The organism is Acinetobacter lactucae, from assembly GCF_001605885.1.
Taxonomy (GTDB): domain Bacteria; phylum Pseudomonadota; class Gammaproteobacteria; order Pseudomonadales; family Moraxellaceae; genus Acinetobacter; species Acinetobacter lactucae.
The window spans coordinates 1-17,810 of sequence record NZ_LRPE01000034.1 but is presented as its reverse complement, the minus strand read 5'-3'; the positions used below and the strand labels follow the sequence as shown (position 1 = coordinate 17,810).

Below are 17,810 nucleotides of genomic sequence, written 5' to 3'. Positions count from 1 at the left end.
CCTATGAAAAAAGCTACTCAGTCCAAAGCGTGGACAACGGTTCAAATTGCACGTCATCCTGATCGTCCGCAGTTTCTAGATTATGTCGGTGAAATCTTTACAGAGTTTGATGCCTTGCATGGTGATCGTTTGTTTGGTGACGATGGTGCGATGGTAGGTGGTCTTGCTCGTTTTGATGGTCAGCCTGTAATGGTTATTGGTCAACACCGTGGTCGTAGTACCCGTGAAAAATTAAAGCACAACTTCGGTATGGCTAACCCAGAAGGTTACCGTAAATCTCAACGCCTATTAGATATGGCTGAGCGTTTTAATCTTCCGGTTTTCACATTTATTGATACGATGGGTGCTTACCCAGGTGTTGGTGCTGAAGAGCGTGGACAAGCTGAAGCAATTGCAACGAGTCTTGCTCAACTTTCAAGTTTGAAAGTTCCTGTTGTTGCAACAGTACTCGGTGAAGGTGGTTCTGGTGGTGCTTTAGGTATTGGTGTCGCTGACCGAGTAATCATGTTGTCGCATAGTATTTATTCTGTGATCTCACCAGAAGGCTGTGCATCTATTTTGTGGAAAACTGCTGAAAAAGCAGCTCAAGCAAGCGAAGCTTTAGGTTTGACAGCAGATAAATTACAATCTCTAGGTATTGTTGAATATGTAGTAGATGAAGGTGAAGGGGCTCATTTAGGCCCTGAGCAAGTCATGCAAAACCTAAAAGTAGTTTTGAAGCAAGCTTTGGAAGAGTTGCTACCAATGGATGCAAATGAACGATGCGAAGCACGTTATCAACGTTTAATGAAGTTTGGCAGCGAAAATTTAGGCATCACGTCTTAAAACAGGCTCAAGAGTCTTTAGAAAATAATACTTTTCTTATCGGATGTAGTGGCGGCATGGATTCAATGCTGCTGCTACATTTGATGTCTCAAATTTTCCCTCAAAAGATCCGAGTAATTTACATAGATCATCAACTGCAATCAAAAAGTGCAGAGTGGGGAAAACTCGTAGTTAAACAGGCTACTCGTTTAAATACTCCTTATATCATTCAAAAAGTTCAAGTTACTGACGGTAATTTGGAAGCTCAAGCACGTCAGGCACGCTATCAAGCTTATCGGCAACATTTGCAGACCAATGAAATTTTAGTGCTTGCTCATCATCAGCAAGACCAAGCTGAAACAGTGATGTTACGGTTATTATCGGGTGCAGGGGTTGATGGGCTGGCTGCTATGCAGTCTATTGATCATCGCGTAGATATGACAATTTGGCGACCTTTTTTAGATTTAACTCGCGAGCAAATTGTTGAGTGGACTACTCAGCTTGAGATTGAGTATGTAGTTGACCCTACAAATTATGATATTCATTATGATCGGGCATGGTCGCGTGAGGAGCTTTGGCCATTCTTACAAAACCGATTTCCAAAAATGCAGCAAGCCCTTAGTCGTACCAGTTATTTGATGCAAGACGCTTCTGAAATTTTAGAAGAGGTTTTAAAAGTTGATCTGCAAAATTGTGGGACGGATGAATGTTTGGATTTAACTCAGCTATTAAAATTATCCTCTGCCCGTCAGCGTCAATTGCTTTCGGTTTGGATGAAAGGTGAGGGACAATATCGGCCTGCATTTGAAATGGTTGAGCGCTTAAAAAATGAAGTAATTGATTCAAAGTCTGATGCACAAGCGGCATTACACTGGAACCAGTTTTACTATGTACGTTATCAACATCATCTTTATAGGTTGAGCAAGCAAGTTTTTCTTGCTGAAAAATTAAACCCAATTGAAACCGAGACAGAGCATTATTTCCAAATGGGGGAAATAGTGGATTGCGCTTCAGGACATTTTCAAATTACACAAAAAAAAATGGGGTTATCTTCATCTTTATTGGCTAAAAAATTAAGAATAATTGGTCGTCAAGGTGGTGAAAAAATCCATTTATATGGTCGCGTTGGGCAATGGCCCTTAAAAAAAGCAATTCAAGAGGCACATATTTTGCCTTGGCTTCGTCATACAATTCAAATATTAGTCGTAGATAATGTTATGCTTGGGGTTTTTACACCGAAAGGATTTTGGTTGGCTCAGTCTCCGTATTGTGAGCAAGGAGGATGGCAACCAGATTTAATTTCTTATTCTTGTAATCTGGTAAATGGCGAATATGGTTATGACAAGTGCAGTAAATAGTAATATCTGTTTTATTGGTGGTGGGAATATGGCCCAAGCTTTGATTGGCGGGCTCATTTCAAGAGGTTTACCGCCAACACGTATTACCGTTTCAGATCCTGTTGAGCAAATCCGCCAATTATTGCAAGAAAAAGAAGTCCATGTGACACAAGATAATGTAGCTGCAATTAAAAATGCTGATGTTGTTGTACTGGCAGTAAAACCACAGGTTTTGGCAACTGTTTTACGTCCTTTAAAGGGTCTATTATCAGATAAATTGGTTATTTCAATTATTGCTGGTGCTGAAATCCAAACGATATCAAACTTAATTGATAGCAATCGAGTTGTTCGAGTTATGCCAAATACGCCAGCTCTAGTTCAGACGGGTGCGCATGGTATCTATGCAAATGATGTAGTAGGTAATTCGGATCGTGAATTAACAAGTCAGATTTTAGCAGCCACAGGCTTAACAATTTGGGTAAACTCCGAAGCTCAAATTGATGCGGTAACAGCGGTTTCTGGCTCAGGTCCTGCATATTTCTTCTATCTCATGGAAAGTATGATCCGTGCGGGTAAAAATTTAGGACTTGATGAAAAAGTTGCAACTGCGTTGACTCTTCAAACGGCATTAGGTGCAGCTCAAATGGCAATTACTAGTTCAAATACTCCTTCTGAACTTCGTAAGAATGTGACATCGCCAAATGGCACAACTCAAGCTGCACTTGAAGTTTTTGACCGTGCACAAATCTCCCAAAATATTCAATCTGCATTGGCTGCTGCACAGAAGCGTAGTCAAGAATTGGCTCAAGAATTGAGTGACAGTGCGAAATAGCTTAAATAGGATAAGACAACTATGGGTGCAAATTCTGCGCTAATTTTTGGAATTTTAATTAATGTCGCGATTTTATTGGTCTTTTTCCGTTTTTTAATGCAATTGGCGGCAGTAAGTCCTTATAATCCTGTGGTTTTATCGACCGTAAAGGCGACTAAAATTGTTGATATTTTTGGCCGAATTTTTCCGACGGTCGCAAAAGGCCGATTTAATTTGGCTGCGTTGGTTCTTTTAATTATTTTATATTTACTGAAAATTTTCGGTGTGATGTATCTTTCTGGTTCTATGCCAAATAGTCCAGTTCACTTAGTGATTCTGACATTTGTGACGATGATTCAAGATTTGATTCGTTTCTGCCGTTATTTAATTTTTGCAACAATCATTTTGAGTTGGGTGGTGATGTTCACTCAATCGCGTTCACCTTATATTGAAGTAATTCAAGATTTAGCTGAACCATTACTTGCACCATTCCGTCGTATATTACCTAATATGGGAATGATTGACCTATCTCCAATTTTAGCATTTTTGGCGCTTTATATTGCCGAGATTTTAATGAATGAAGTGGCTAAAGTTCTTTTAACTGGACTTTAAGTTAACGCAAGAAAAAAGGGCTGTATTTCACAGCCCTTTTTTTATTTCTGCTAATTAATGGGCGTCATCCCAGTTTTGCCCTTGCCCAACTTCAACAACTAAAGGCACAGAAATTTTTACTACTGATTCCATGACACTTGCGATTTGCTTTGAGAGTTCTTCGGCAATATTTTGATCTGCTTCAAATACTAATTCATCGTGTACTTGAAGAAGTAACTTAGCTTGATCTTTTGGCAAGATTTTATCAACCTCAATCATTGCAAGTTTAATAATATCAGCCGCACTACCTTGTAAAGGTGCATTGATCGCAGCACGTTCAGCAGCCTTACGTACCATTACATTTCGGGCATCAATATCAGGCGTATAAAGGCGACGACCTAAAATAGTTTCAACAAAGCCTTGCTCTGATGCAACTTGACGTGTGCGCTGCATATATTCATAGATACCAGGGTAACGTTGGAAATATTGCTTAATATAGTTTTGCGATTCTTGACGTGTGAAACCTAACTGACGAATTAAACCAAACTCAGACATACCATACAGTAGGCCAAAGTTAACTGCTTTCGCTTGACGGCGTTGGTCATTGGTCACATCTTCAATTGCAATACCCAATACCTCGGCAGCAGTACGACGGTGAACATCTTGTCCATGCTGGAATGCATGTACTAAAGCATCATCTTGAGAAAAATGTGCCATTAAACGTAATTCAATTTGCGAGTAATCGGCAGCCAATAGTACTCGGCCTTCGGGTGCAATGAATGCTTTACGAATTTGACGACCAATTTGTCTACGAATTGGAATATTTTGTAAATTAGGATCAGAAGAGGAGAGACGGCCTGTCGCTGTAAGTGCTTGATGATAGCTCGTATGTACGCGGTGCGTGTCGTTATGAGATTGTTCAACTAAACGATCTGTATAGGTACTTTTTAGCTTTGCTAAACCGCGATGCTCTAGAATAATTTCCGCTAAAGGATGTTCAATTTTTTCTAAAACACTTTCACTGGTGCTGTATTGTCCAGTTGCAGTTTTTTTACCACCTTTAATTCCTAATTTATCAAATAGTATTTCGCCTACTTGTTTAGGAGATGCAATATTAAAAGTTTCATCTGCAATTTCCATCGCTTGATTTTCAAGCCCTTCCATCGTTTTTGCAAATTCAACGCTTAATTTATCTAAGAAAGCATGATCTAGACGAATACCATCTTCTTCCATACCCGATAAAATACGGGCAACTGGCATTTCGATGTTATATAAAATATTTTCTAGCTCAGGAAATGGCTTAAGTTTGTTTGAAAGCACTTCATACAAACGATAAGTCACATGTGCATCTTCTGCTGCATAGTGAGCAGCAACTTCAATCTCAATTTGATTGAAAGTCTTTTGTTTGGCACCCTTACCCGCAATTTGTTCAAAAGTGGTGGTTAAGTGGCTCAAGTAGACACGAGCTACATCATCCATGCCGTGACGAGTAGCAGCGGCATTTAGTACATAAGATGCCAGCATGCTATCGAAATACCAGCCTTTAAGTTCTATGCCATGATTGGCAAAGATATGGGCATCATATTTAAGGTGATGACCAATTTTTTTAACTGCTTCATTTTCTAGCACAGGCTTAATTTGAGCCAGAATTTGATCACGATCTAGTTGCTGCGGTGCATTTTCATAATTATGCGCTAATGGAACATAATAGGCATCTTTCGCATCAAATGCGATTGAAAAACCGACCATCTCTGCAATACGGTAGTCCAGACTTGTGGTTTCTGTATCAATAGCAAAATGATCGGCATTTTGCATGCGCTGCCAGAGCTGATCCCATGCTTCTTGGGTTAAAATAGTGTGATAATTTGCTGTTCCAAGCTGGTCATCTTGACTAGTTAAGCTTGCTTGATCTTCGGTTTCTATAGATTCAGCAGGTTTAACTTCATTTTGAACAACAGTCTGTGAAGCTTGTTGCTTATAGCTTGAGCTATTTGGATTGTTGGGATGATCAAGCGACTGTAACTGATTTCTAAACTCGAGTTCAGTATAGAGATTGCGTAGAGCTTCTACGTTTGGATCGGTAAGCTTTAATTCATGCCAGTCGAGTTCTAAGGGAAGATCACAGACAATGCTAGCTAGCTGATGATCAAGCTTAATATTGTCTAAGTTATCTTTAATATTTTGACTAAGTTTGCCTTTAAGTTGGTCTGCATTGGCAATGATATTGTCTAAAGTGCCATATTCAGTTAGTAACTTAGCTGCTGTTTTTGCACCTACACCCGGCACACCCATGATGCCGTCAGATGCATCGCCCATGAGGGTTAAATAGTCGATAATTTGATTTGGCCAAACCCCAAATTTTTCAAATACACCATCCGTGTCGAGTACGCGATCTTTAAAGCTATCTTCAAGTTTTACATGATCATTGACGAGCTGAGCCATGTCTTTATCTCCGGTTGAGATAAGTACATGATGGCCTTCGAGTACGGCACGTTTAGCGAGCGTACCGATAATGTCATCTGCCTCTGCACCCGGAAGACTATATAAAGGAATTCCTTGCGCTTTAATCAATGCATGCAAATATGGAATCTGTTGAGATAACTCTTCCGGCATGGTTGGGCGATCGCCTTTATAAATAGGTGAAAGCTTATGGCGGAAAGTTGGCTCAGGCGTATCAAAAATGACAGCCATATGTGTTGGCTGCATGCGGCGCATTAGTTTTTGAATGGCAGAAATTGCCCCACGTATTGCATTGGTATGTAACCCTGTAGAGGTCGTCAATGGTGGTAATGCATGATATGCACGAAATAAAAAATAGGACCCATCAACCAAGACAAATGGTGGCATTGAACAATTCCTTAATCTGAATTACGGGTATTTTACGTGAAAACGGCTATGAATGCAGGTTTATGATTTTTGCAGTATTTTGTATGTATAAATATACGCTTGTATTGGCTTGAAGTAAGATGACCTGTAATGAAGGTGTCATATTGCTAAGCCCATGTATAAAAAAGACAAACAGGGAATGATCATTGTTTTGATCGCTTTGACTTTGTTTTTAGCCATTTCAATTGGTTTTAAATTTCAGAGTGCTGTTGTTGCTTTATCTATTGCACTTACTGTCATTCTAGTTCAATTACTGTCAAATCTACATGAGCGCTTAACTCATTTAGAACAGCAGTTTTCTCATCAGAAAATGCCACTTTATTCTATTCATATGCAAAGAACAGTGATTTATGCAGCTGCCTTGGTTGCATTAGTTGCTTATATCAATCATTGGATGTGGATTGCTGGTGGGGCTTTACTGGTTTTATTATTATGTTTAATTCAAACCATCAGCGCATTTCATACTCGACTGTTGTACCTCGAATCAGCAAAACAAACTGTTCATGCAAATGAGACCATACAGTCTGAAGTTATAAATCCAGCGCTAGAGCAGGTTGGCCTCAACAATACCGACATGCTAGTAGGCCCTGCCGAAACGGCAACTTTCAATCAAACAGAACAACCGATTCCTGTAAAAACTGCATGGTGGCAACCAGCCGTAGATTGGATGATTCATGGCAATCCAATCTTAAGAGTTGCTGTTGCTGTGCTTATGGTTGGGGTGGTGTTGTTATTACGTTTTGCAAGCGAGCATTGGCAACTTAGTTTAGGTGTCAAACTTGGTTTTATTGCGATTGCTGGAGGTGTATTAACGGCATTTGGGTATATTTTGCAAAAGAAAAATCAGCTTTTTGCTGTGGCATTGCAAGGTGTCGGGTTGGCTGTTGTATTCCTAACACTTGTGTTCTCACATCATTTTGGTGTAATCGCCAACTTATCTACAGCGAGTATTCTGTTTGCGATTTTATTAGCTATTACGGTATTCCTGAGCTTAAAACAACAAGCTATTTATTTAGCAATTTTAGCACTTGGTATGGCCTATGCGGCTCCTTTAGTTATTCCGCAATACCGCCCTGATGTAGTCTTCTTATTTAGCTACTATCTTGTTATTAATCTTGCGGTTGCCGCTGTTAATTTTATTCAGCCTTGGAAAATTTTAAATCAAATTGCTTTCTTTGCCACCATGTTTATTGGTGGTAGTGCAATCGCATTTTATGCAGAACCAACAAAATTTGACACACTAGACTGGATCTTATGGCTTCATATAGCGCTGTTTATTTGGCTCAGTGTGCGTTATAGCCAAAATATATCTCGTGTTTCGGCACATGAAAAACAAGAGGGCATTCGTTTACCTCCACTCTTAGATGTAGGCCTTATTTTTAGTGTTCCTGTACTGGGCTTTACATTACATGCCTATTTAGTACATGAGTCTACGCAAGCGTTGACGATTGGTGCTGCTGTTTTGGCTGGTACATATGCAATATTAACTTTCTGGATTAAAAAGACTCATCCTCAGCTTTCAGTTCTTGCAAAAAGCTTTTTCATTCTCGCGGTTGCATTTTTTGCCTTAATTTTCCCGCTTGCAAAAGGAGCACATTGGACAGCAATTGGTTGGGTTGCTCAAGGTACGGCTTTAATTGTGTGGGGAGTAACTGAGCGCTACCGTTTAAGCCGATATATTGGTGTAGTTTTAGTTTTACTCAGCTCACTTGCACTGTTTTATCAGGTGTGGGCAAATGAAGAGTTCCCAACGCTAAGTACAAGCATATATGCACTTGCTCAATTTATTTCTGCCTTTTATTTATTGCAATACAACAGTAAAGAACAACGTTATTTTAGTGCCAGCATGATTAGTGGCATTTTCTTATGCTTAGGTATGTATGCGGGCGCCGTAGCTGGGATAGAAATAATGACATGGCATCATCATGGTTTGAGTCCATATTTGATGTTTGCCACTGCTCTAATAGCAATATTTAGTGCAGTTGTTCACTATAAATTACGTGTGCAATGGCAAAGTTTGCAGTTAATTTTAATTAGCCTGTTACTGTTGTTAATTTTGGGTGAAGCCTTTACCAGCCAAGTATTCACGCTGTATAAATGGGCCGACATATTACAGCAGGGTACTTTCCTTGTGAGTACCATTATTCTTAGTATTTTATTTATTATGGCTCAACCACAGTCAGATGAATCTGGATACTTAAACGTCTGGGCTGGTTTAAGCTGGTTGGCGTTAGCGATAGGTGGTTTGGCTATTTTTCCACAAATGCCAGTTGTTGCTCTGGCTTTTGTTCCTATGGTGTATTCACTTTGGGCATATAAGGCTCATAAAACGATACTGTTACATCAAATTCCAGTGTGGTGTTTGAGCCTACTGTGGTTGTTAGTCGTGAGTATTGATCGCCATTCTGCCGAATATCTTTATTTTGTTCCTTTGATTAACTTAACTGACTTTCTTTCAATTGTAGTATTTGCAGGTTTGCTCTTTATTATTTATCAACATACTTTTGATCAAGATAAGTCATTGGAATGGACTTTTAAAATCACAACCATTCTAGTGGGGTTGTTGGTGTTTAGTAGTGTGGTTGTCAGGGGCTTGCACCATTACTGGGCGACTCCATTGTGGAGTGCTTCAATTTGGACAAATGGTGAAGTGCAGTTAAGTTTGACATTGCTTTGGGTTATTTTGGCATTTGTATTAACTACATTCTCTAGTCGTAAAATGATTCGTCAACTCTGGTTTGTAGGTGCTGCGCTTTTAGGTATTGTTGTATTAAAGCTAATTTTGCTTGATCTATCGCAAAGTGCGACATTAACTCGTGTCATCTCGTTTATTGGAGCGGGTGGGGTAATGTTGATTATTGCTTATCTTGCGCCATTACCACCGTCTTCTGTAGAGAAGAATCAAGAGCCTAAGCTTTAGGCTCTCGTTTTAATTCTTTTTGATTACTGTATTGATCGATATCATCTTCAGCAAAAGCGGTAGGTGGTCGATCAATTAAGCCCATTTTCGGTACAGGAATTTCAATTTGATTGTCCAAAAATCCATTTCGGATACGTTCTTGCATTTCATCCCGAACTTTTAAAGAATTTTCTTGTCTACACCACATTGCAAATAAAAGTTCAATTGATGATTCTCTGAATGCCGTAACCGTAACAGCAGGTTTTGGGTCATCTAACACGAGCGGATAATTCGCTGCCACATTTAGTAAAACTTCGCGAACTTTAATAATGTCTTCGTGGAAGTTAATTGCAAGTGTAATTGGAATACGCCGTATTGGGTATTTAGATAAGTTGTGTACGGGGGCACGAATGAGTTGTTCGTTTGGCAAACGAATATAGACATTGTCGAGTGTAAGTAACTTGACCGAAAGCAAATCAATGGAGATGACTTCGCCTTCAATTGTGTTGCCACGAATAAGGGTGATCTGAATCGTGTCACCGACTTCGAATGAACCTTCCCCAATCAAGAATAAACCACTAATTAAGTTACTGGCAGAGGTCTGCGATGCGAAACCAAGTGCTACGGTTAGAATCCCCGCTGCACCAAGGAATACACTAAGTTTGAAACCAGCTTCTTTTAAACTCGTCATAATGAAGAGTAAGAAAATAAAATAAAAAATACCACGGCGCCATACAAGGCGTTGGTGAGCATTAAAGCGTGAGCCAATGGTTCTAATAAACGTATTTGAAATAATACGAGCAAGAACAAAACCAATAAAACACAGTACAACGGCGACTAAAATTTCACTAATGCGTTCGGTATTGATATTGGTAAATATGCTTTTGAGGCTATCAGCGATATCTTTTGGAATATTTGAATCAGCCATATAAACCTCTTAAAAGAATGAATCAAACATATTGAATAATGCTCCACCAGGTGAGCGTGGTGGATGAACATAAGTCACTTCACCAGCAAGAGGTGGCGTACGGTTTTCAATACGAATGCGTGCGGGACGATCAGAGCCCTCATAATAAACTTTAATTTGAGACGTCCATAAACGACCAGTACTTTCACTATAAAAAAGAGGAAGAGCAGTTACTGGTACGTTCATACGATCAAAGCGTAATTGATGATTACTGGTGTTATGAAAGTCAATTGGAGTTACAGCACGGAAAGCGCGTGGTGTTAATAGATTCAAATCAGTACGCCCATCCACTGAAGTGGCATAACAGATTTCACCTTGCTGGGCATTAGGACCAAACCACGTATCTTTAGGCTGAATAACAGGAATCTCAAACAATGGTTCATGCTGACTTTCAACTAAACCTGCAATCCATAATGGCGTACTTATATATAAAGTCCCACGTTGACCTGCTGGAATATAAATAGGGTCAACAGGTTTAATAACTACAGAACGATCTGCCAGACGTGGCATAAGTAAAAATTCTGGATTGGTTTTTCGAAACATATAACGTTCTACTTGAACATTATGAGGAAAAGCAAAATGTGGATCTGCGATTGGATGCCAATCTTGTTCATTATCGTCTTGAAGAGAAGGTCGATAATATTCAATGCGCCATTCTTTTATGCCACGTGTTAAACGAAAAAGCATTGAACCGAATTGCCATGCTTTCGACTGATTAATTTCAAAGTTCTGTTCTCCCCACCATTTTAAAGAATTCTGGGGGCGAGGCTGATATTCATTATTTTCAAACAAGACGCAAAATTCCTCTACCGAGTTGTTAAACAGACTTCACGCTGTAATCTGCTTAGAGTACACTCAAAATCATCTTACTCATCATTATAAATTGTGATGCAAATATTGAAACAAATACAAGTTCCATATAGTTTTGCCAAGCGTCATGGTGTTTTATTTCGTTATGACGGTGATCAGGTATTTATTATTAGACGTCAAAACACTGAAAAAATTGCATTGCAGGAAGCAAGACGCATCTTGGGAAAGCCAGCTCATTATCAATTATGTACTGAACAAGAATTTAATGCGCTCTTAAGTACGAGCTATGCAGGTGATACAGGGGAATCACAACAAGTTGCAGCCGGTTTAGAAGATCACCCGGATTTATTGAGTTTGGCCGATCAGGTTCCTGAAACAGAAGACTTAATGGATCAGGAAGATGATGCTCCTATTGTCCGTCTTATTAATGCATTACTTTCAGAGGCAATTCGGGTAGGGGCTTCAGATATTCATATTGAAGCTTTTGAAAAGAAACTATCTGTACGATTGCGTGTAGATGGTCAACTACGTGAGATTGTACAGCCACGCCGTGAGCTGGCACCTTTACTGGTCTCGCGTATTAAAGTTATGGCGAAGCTCGATATTGCTGAAAAACGTGTACCACAAGATGGGCGTATTTCTTTACGTCTTGCTGGTCGTGAAGTGGATGTGCGTGTTTCAACTTTGCCATCGTCACATGGTGAAAGGGTGGTTATGCGTTTGCTTGATAAACAAGCGGGCCGACTCAACATGACTCACTTGGGTTTAATGGCTAATGACTATGAGCGTTTAACTCAGTTAGTACATCGTCCCCACGGTATTATTTTGGTCACAGGGCCTACTGGTTCGGGGAAAACGACCACCTTATATGCAGCCTTATCTGATTTAAATGACAATACTCGAAATATCTTAACCGCTGAAGATCCTATCGAATATCAACTTGAAGGTATTGGTCAAACCCAAGTGAACACCAAAGTCGATATGACATTTGCGCGAGCTTTAAAGGCCATGTTACGTCAAGATCCTGATGTGGTGATGGTAGGGGAGATCCGTGATCTGGAAACAGCTGAAATTGCAGTTCAAGCCTCTTTAACAGGTCACTTGGTTTTATCAACACTACATACCAATACCGCTATTGGGGCTGTTACCCGACTTAAAGATATGGGAATTGAACCCTTTTTATTATCAAGCTCTTTAATTGGCGTGATCGCTCAACGTTTGGTTCGTACTTTATGCCCACATTGTATGACATGGCGTGAAGCCGATACTTTTGAGAAACAGGTTTTTCAGCATATTCATAATGAACCGTTGTTGCAGTTACCTGAGGCTAAAGGATGTGATCATTGCTCTCATCTAGGTTTTAATGGTCGTACAGCGATTTATGAAATCGTACCAGTTGATGAGCCCATGCGCCGTCTGATTCATGGTAATGCAGCTGAATATGAATTAGAAAATCATGCTCGTGAGTATTCAGGTTCTATTCGTGATGATGGTTTGCGCAAAGTACTTGCAGGTAAAACTACACTCGAAGAAGTGCTTCGTGTAACCAATGAGGCAAGTGAAGCATAATATTTAAGATGTAAAAAATGCCCGATTTGATTCGGGCATTTTTTAAATATCAAAACTTATTCAGTCACAATATTAAAGGTTACATCAATATTGTTGCGAGTTGCATTTGAATATGGGCAAACAATATGGGCTGCTGCAACTAACTTTTCAGCTTCTTCACGATCCATACCCACTAAGTAAACATTTAAAGTTACTTCGATGCTAAAACCTGTAGGAATTGGGCCAATACCTACTTCACCTTCTACATAAGCATCTTTACTAATATTAAATTTATCGCGGTTTGCAACAAATTTTAAAGCACCTAAAAAGCATGCTGAATAACCAGCTGCGAATAATTGCTCTGGATTTGTTACAGCACCACCAGCGCCACCCATTTCTTTAGGTACACCAAGTTGTACATCTAATACGCCGTCTGATGAAGTCGCACGGCCATCACGACCACCAGTTGCTTTAGCCTTTGCACGATAAACAACTTTTTCTAATGACATCTTTTTTATTCCTAAAATAAATTGAATACAAATATATCGTACACGACTTAATTATTTTGACAAGTCAATTTTGTAAAAAAATTGGTGATTATTTAGCTATATTTGTACGGAGTTTAGTAAGTTGATCTTTGAGGCCTATTAGCGTGGTCATATCACATGAACTTGCTTCTAGTACACCTGCTGGAATATGCATTGCTTGATCTTTTAATTTTTTTCCGTCATCACTCAACGTAATAATCACTTGTCTTTCATCTTGAGATGAACGGGTACGATGAAGCAAATGTTGGGCTTCTAATTTTTTCAAGATAGGGGTAAGGGTAGATGATTCTAAAAAAAGTTTAGCTCCAATTTCTGAAACAGTGACTTCATCTTGTTCCCACAACACTAACATCACTAAATATTGGGGATAGGTAATGCCCAAAGGCGCTAGAAGTTTTCTGTAGAGTTGATTAAGCGCTAAATTTGTTGAATAAATGAGGAAACATAATTGATTCTCAAGCTTTAAGTTTTGACAGTCTTGGTCCATATATTCCTCAAAGAAACTAATATTGCTTTTGTAGTATATCGCGTTCTATTCAGTTTCTTAAATGTTCATCAGAATAGGTTATGAATAAAACAAATTAACGCACATAAAAAATGGAATAATTACATCAATTATTCCATAAGATAAAAATATTCTAGATGAAAGTGTTTACCACAAATCTGCAATTTTTTTCATTAAACGCGCACGATATTTAGCGGTAGGATTATTTGCATTGCGTTGCTGCTCTTGTTCATAAAAATCTTGCCATGCAGTAATCATTTCAAGTGTGGTGCCTTGTTTTTTAATCACAGAAACATCTGCAGGCTGAATATTTTCTAAACGTTGTCTTGCTCCTTCTGCACCCGTACCCCAGCCAATAATTCTTTGGCCAAAAGCGGGCAAGGGAATATTTTTAGGAGTTGCTGGAAGAATATCTGAGTTGAGCTGTGCAGTAGGCGAAACAAAATGGTTTGTTGTACCAAACTCTGCATAACAATGAATATTTGCCCCCAAGCAAAAAATGCTAAATAAGTATTTCCACATGAATAATTAAACTTTTAATAATGAATCAATTTACGGTGAGTCATCAGAGGCATTGATGAGCGGACGAGTTCTTGTGCTGTTAAATCAAAGGGTACAGTGATTAAACCATTCCCTTCATATCCAATCATACTTAAAATTTGGCCACGACTATCTGTTGCCCCAGAGTGTCCCCAGGTTTGTCGTTTTTCACCATGCCAGCCCTGTTGTGCTGCGCCTAAAACATAACATTGGCTATCCATTGCTCGAGCTTGTAGCAAAAGCTGCCAGTGCATTTGTCCAGTTGTATAGGTAAACGCAGCAGGAGCAGTAAGAATATGAGCGCCTTGTTGTCTCAGGGTGAGAGCAAGCTCTGGAAAACGTAAGTCATAACATACCATTAAGCCAATATTGCCAAAAGGGGTAGATGTGACTACTACGTCTGTCCCAGGTTCAAAGAAACGAGACTCTTGATAACCACCGACAGCATCACCCACTTGTACATCAAATAAATGGATCTTGTCATAACGTGCTTCTGTACGCTCAGGGCTGATACAAAGACTAACAGTTCGGACTCGACCATCTTGAATAGTAGATCCATCTGGACGAAATGGGCATGGTAAAGTACCGGCCACAATCCAGATTTGATATTGATGCGCCAGTTTCTCAAGCCTTTGTTGAATAGACTCAAATTGCTCGGCTGTTTCGCGCTGTTTTCCAGCAGCAAAACATACAAAGTTTTCGGGGAAAACAATCAAGCTAGCATTTTGTGCCTTACTTTGTTGAATCAAAGACTCAATGACTTGAAAATTATTTTCAATATCATCTTGAGAATTCATTTGAGCAACAGAAACAAGGGTCATATTCTAGTCCGGCTTAAAAATCAGGCATTTTGCTTGTCAGATACTTGTTCAAGCGTATCTTGTTCTTTCTGTAACTGCTTCACAAGTGGCTCAAACATGTTCTGATTGTTTGCATTGAGTTTCATCAATGTCTTATGTGCATCCAGAACAGTTCTTAGCATTGCATTATGAGTGATCTGTTCATCAGTTAACGTTAATGTGCAAACGTTAGGATCGCCACAGTAATTCAAAATGACAAAAACCTGCCCTAGCCCCATACTGTTGGCTAAGGTAGTGATATCTGGATTGGTAGATAGCATCACAGCTTGAATATGATGAGTTTGTTTAAGCTTTAAACCTAGCTTAGCCAGGATGCCTAATACCGTACTATCAATAAATGTTGTTTGGGTTAAATCAACGATTGCACCAACAACATTCTCTTGCTGTTCAATTCTGTTTAAAAGTTTGTCTAGACTTATACAAGAATGGGCTCGCACTTCACCAATAAGTTTGAAAATATGCGTTCCATTTAAACTTGCATATTCAACATGACCTGTTGACATATAAATGCCATTTTCAGAGAAGGATAGAAAAATTATCACATAGTGCCATCTCAGACTCAAGAGTTCTTAAGTCGTATATTATGTAATTAATTGATTCGTAAATTAATTCATTCGACAAAGACTAAAGATGGCAATGTCATCAGCTACGTGATCGGGTGCTTGAAATGATTGATTTTGCAAATGATGAACCAATTGTTGGAACTGATCATTTAAGCCACCATCAAAAGGTTCAAGAGCTCCATCTGAGCAAACAATGAATCGTGATTGGTGGTTTAATGTACAAACATGCTCTTCAACTTCGAGTTCATCAGTTAAGCCTAATGGAAAACTACTGGTTGTTAGAATTTTCGGAGCTTGATTAGGTTCAAAAATGATAGGAGGAGGGTAGTGCCCTGCACTTGACCAGCGAAGCGTATGTGTTTCTAGATTTAAAATACCGACCACAATGGTAATGTGCTTTTCAATATTCTCTTGAACCAACATCCCATTTAGTTTTTTTATTAACTGTCTTGGTGTTTTAGAGCGGCCATGGAAAGCTGCCATCCATGATGTTAATAAACTACTGGTTACACCATGTCCTGAAACATCGGCAAGATAGAATAAAACTTCTTTATCATTTAATTTCCAGTAGTCATACCAATCACCAGAAAGATAAGCTGAAGGCTGAAAAAAAGTTTCGACTTGATAATTTAATAAATCAATTGGATTGGGTAATAGTCTTTTTTGTAGTTCAGCAGCCGAAGGCAAATCACGACTATCTTGATTGCGTTTATATTGCGCATCAATTCTTGATAATGCTTTATTTAAATCGTTAGGTAATTGATTCCACACCCAACCTGCTAGAGCACCAGCCTCCCAAGCTTGAGCTAAAGCAGTACCTTCATGTTCAAAAGCAATCACAATTGTTGGTAAATTCCATTTATAAGTTAGGAAATCTTGTACATCTGCAATTGCAATGATGGTTGGATCATATAAATCTAAATCATCTATGTTAATGACTTGTAAGCCTGGCAATTTATCCAAAGCTTGCTCTAAATAAGGAATAGAGCGTGTCGGTTTAATAAAATACATAGAAGAGATGGTAGTCCTTTTATATGATCACTTTATTCATCATAGAGTATGTATGATCAAAATCAAGGTATTGCCAAACTCTTAATCCGAGCAATACCTTGATTTCATGTTTTAAGGGTTTTGATTCTCATCTGGTGTATCTTCTAAATCATCATCAATGAAAGATACATCAGCTGAGTCGCCCTTTTTTTCTGCAATTTGGAATGCTTTACGTTGGAGATATAAGTCTCGAATCATGGCATATTGATCGCCCTGTAAAGTTTGATCTAAATCTAGATATTGAGCACGTGTATCAACGGCTTGTAACATATTACTTGACCAGTAAAGGCCGTCTTGATCATCCATAACATATTTCTGAGGACGAGCTTGGGCATCTACTGCTAAGCCAAAACCATCACGTAAAGTACTTGGACCAAAAAAAGGCAACATAAGGAATGGGCCAGAAGGAACACCATAGTAACCGAGCGTTACACCAAAATTCTCTTCTTCAGTCGGTAAACCTAAACGGCTTGCAGGGTCGGCTAAACCAAGAGTCGTTAAAGTATTAATTGTAAAGCGACCTAAAGTTTTTGCTGCACGACCAGGACGACCTTGAATAAGCTGGTTAACTGCATTCCATGGTTCGCCAAGATTTTTACGGAACTGGCGATAAGAACCACGTACATCTTCTGGAGTTTTTTCTTTATATTGAACAGCAACAGGACGTAAAAAATTTCGATCCAACATATCATTAAATGAATAAATTGGACGATTTAATGATTGTAATGGGTCTTTTACAGGATCTGGTTGTGCAGCATTTGCATTAATTTTTAAATCTTTAACTTTAATATTTTTTAAATCTTGAATGATTTGTGAGCGGTGATGAGTGGGCGCTGTATTTTCTAATGAGCTAGCATCAGAAGGGTCGCTTGTAGTAGTTTCTTGAGCATATATAGAGGTGCAAACACCTATAGATAACACGCTTAGTAAAATTAAATTAGAATAATTCATATAATTCCTTAACCGCCAGCCAGGCTAATACTTAATGTGCAGTTGGGTGGAGATATGTTTTAATACAAAATTGATAACCTATTATCAATGTAAAATTGATCAAATAATATAGATAAAATGCTAAAAAGCCTAAAAAGTAT

At 38.9% G+C, this 17,810-nt stretch carries 16 protein-coding genes; 6 read left to right on the top strand and 10 right to left on the bottom strand.

The window, feature by feature from the left end:
- Positions 1-3: 3 nt before the first annotated feature.
- Genes AWW73_RS11500 through AWW73_RS11485 form a run of 4 tightly spaced genes read left to right on the top strand, consistent with a single transcriptional unit; the run spans position 4 to position 3,564 of the window.
- Positions 4-825, top strand: coding sequence for an acetyl-CoA carboxylase carboxyltransferase subunit alpha (locus tag AWW73_RS11500; protein ID WP_062849708.1), 822 nt, complete (start codon positions 4-6; stop codon positions 823-825).
- Entirely contained in the window at positions 762-2,162 is a 1,401-nt protein-coding gene (gene tilS / locus AWW73_RS11495; RefSeq protein ID WP_081409598.1) for a tRNA lysidine(34) synthetase TilS, read from the top strand. The genes AWW73_RS11500 and tilS overlap by 64 nt, the downstream gene beginning before the upstream one ends.
- A complete protein-coding gene (gene proC / locus AWW73_RS11490) occupies positions 2,137-2,973 on the top strand; it encodes a pyrroline-5-carboxylate reductase (protein WP_081409597.1) in 837 nt (278 codons plus the stop codon). The genes tilS and proC overlap by 26 nt, the downstream gene beginning before the upstream one ends.
- 21 nt (positions 2,974-2,994) lie before the next feature.
- Positions 2,995-3,564, top strand: a complete 570-nt coding sequence (locus AWW73_RS11485; RefSeq protein ID WP_016142164.1) for a YggT family protein — start codon at positions 2,995-2,997, stop codon at positions 3,562-3,564.
- 54 nt (positions 3,565-3,618) lie between these two features.
- Here AWW73_RS11485 and polA read toward each other — a convergent pair whose 3' ends face one another.
- Positions 3,619-6,390 (bottom strand): DNA polymerase I, encoded by a 2,772-nt coding sequence (gene polA / locus AWW73_RS11480; RefSeq protein WP_062849705.1) that lies wholly within the window; start codon positions 6,388-6,390, stop codon positions 3,619-3,621.
- 154 nt (positions 6,391-6,544) lie between these two features.
- On the opposite strand from polA, the gene AWW73_RS11475 reads away from it, so the two are divergent.
- The gene (locus AWW73_RS11475; protein ID WP_062849704.1) at positions 6,545-9,349 is read left to right on the top strand and encodes a DUF2339 domain-containing protein; all 2,805 of its coding nucleotides are present in this window, start codon (positions 6,545-6,547) and stop codon (positions 9,347-9,349) included.
- Here AWW73_RS11475 and AWW73_RS11470 read toward each other — a convergent pair.
- Both AWW73_RS11470 and AWW73_RS11465 read right to left on the bottom strand, forming a co-directional pair.
- On the bottom strand, positions 9,339-10,256 hold the full coding sequence (locus tag AWW73_RS11470; RefSeq protein ID WP_057105225.1) for a mechanosensitive ion channel family protein: 918 nt from the start codon (positions 10,254-10,256) through the stop codon (positions 9,339-9,341). The two genes, AWW73_RS11475 and AWW73_RS11470, sit on opposite strands and share 11 nt — an antisense overlap.
- Positions 10,257-10,265: 9 nt before the next feature.
- Positions 10,266-11,087, bottom strand: a complete 822-nt coding sequence (locus AWW73_RS11465; protein ID WP_031947397.1) for a hypothetical protein — start codon at positions 11,085-11,087, stop codon at positions 10,266-10,268.
- Positions 11,088-11,183: 96 nt separating this feature from the next.
- On the opposite strand from AWW73_RS11465, the gene gspE reads away from it, so the two are divergent.
- On the top strand, positions 11,184-12,674 hold the full coding sequence (gene gspE / locus AWW73_RS11460) for a type II secretion system ATPase GspE (RefSeq protein WP_016144379.1): 1,491 nt from the start codon (positions 11,184-11,186) through the stop codon (positions 12,672-12,674).
- Positions 12,675-12,730: 56 nt separating this feature from the next.
- Here the strand turns inward: gspE and AWW73_RS11455 are convergent, their stop codons facing one another.
- The 7 genes from AWW73_RS11455 to AWW73_RS11425 form a co-directional block, all read right to left on the bottom strand.
- Entirely contained in the window at positions 12,731-13,162 is a 432-nt protein-coding gene (locus AWW73_RS11455) for an organic hydroperoxide resistance protein (protein WP_002117290.1), read from the bottom strand.
- Positions 13,163-13,250: 88 nt separating this feature from the next.
- On the bottom strand, positions 13,251-13,688 hold the full coding sequence (locus AWW73_RS11450; protein ID WP_057105226.1) for a MarR family winged helix-turn-helix transcriptional regulator: 438 nt from the start codon (positions 13,686-13,688) through the stop codon (positions 13,251-13,253).
- Positions 13,689-13,853: 165 nt separating this feature from the next.
- Complete coding sequence (locus AWW73_RS11445) at positions 13,854-14,228, bottom strand: DUF4951 domain-containing protein (RefSeq protein ID WP_002117255.1); 375 nt, start codon at positions 14,226-14,228, stop codon at positions 13,854-13,856.
- Between the two features lie 14 nt (positions 14,229-14,242).
- A complete protein-coding gene (locus tag AWW73_RS11440; RefSeq protein WP_061874695.1) occupies positions 14,243-15,067 on the bottom strand; it encodes a carbon-nitrogen hydrolase family protein in 825 nt (274 codons plus the stop codon).
- A 20-nt stretch (positions 15,068-15,087) separates the two neighbouring features.
- A complete protein-coding gene (gene gigB, locus AWW73_RS11435; RefSeq protein ID WP_002117273.1) occupies positions 15,088-15,609 on the bottom strand; it encodes an anti-anti-sigma factor GigB in 522 nt (173 codons plus the stop codon).
- A gap of 102 nt (positions 15,610-15,711) precedes the next feature.
- The gene (gene gigA, locus AWW73_RS11430; RefSeq protein ID WP_016144383.1) at positions 15,712-16,680 is read right to left on the bottom strand and encodes an RsbU family protein phosphatase GigA; all 969 of its coding nucleotides are present in this window, start codon (positions 16,678-16,680) and stop codon (positions 15,712-15,714) included.
- Between the two features lie 111 nt (positions 16,681-16,791).
- Complete coding sequence (locus tag AWW73_RS11425; protein ID WP_062849703.1) at positions 16,792-17,670, bottom strand: MlaA family lipoprotein; 879 nt, start codon at positions 17,668-17,670, stop codon at positions 16,792-16,794.
- Positions 17,671-17,810: the final 140 nt, after the last annotated feature.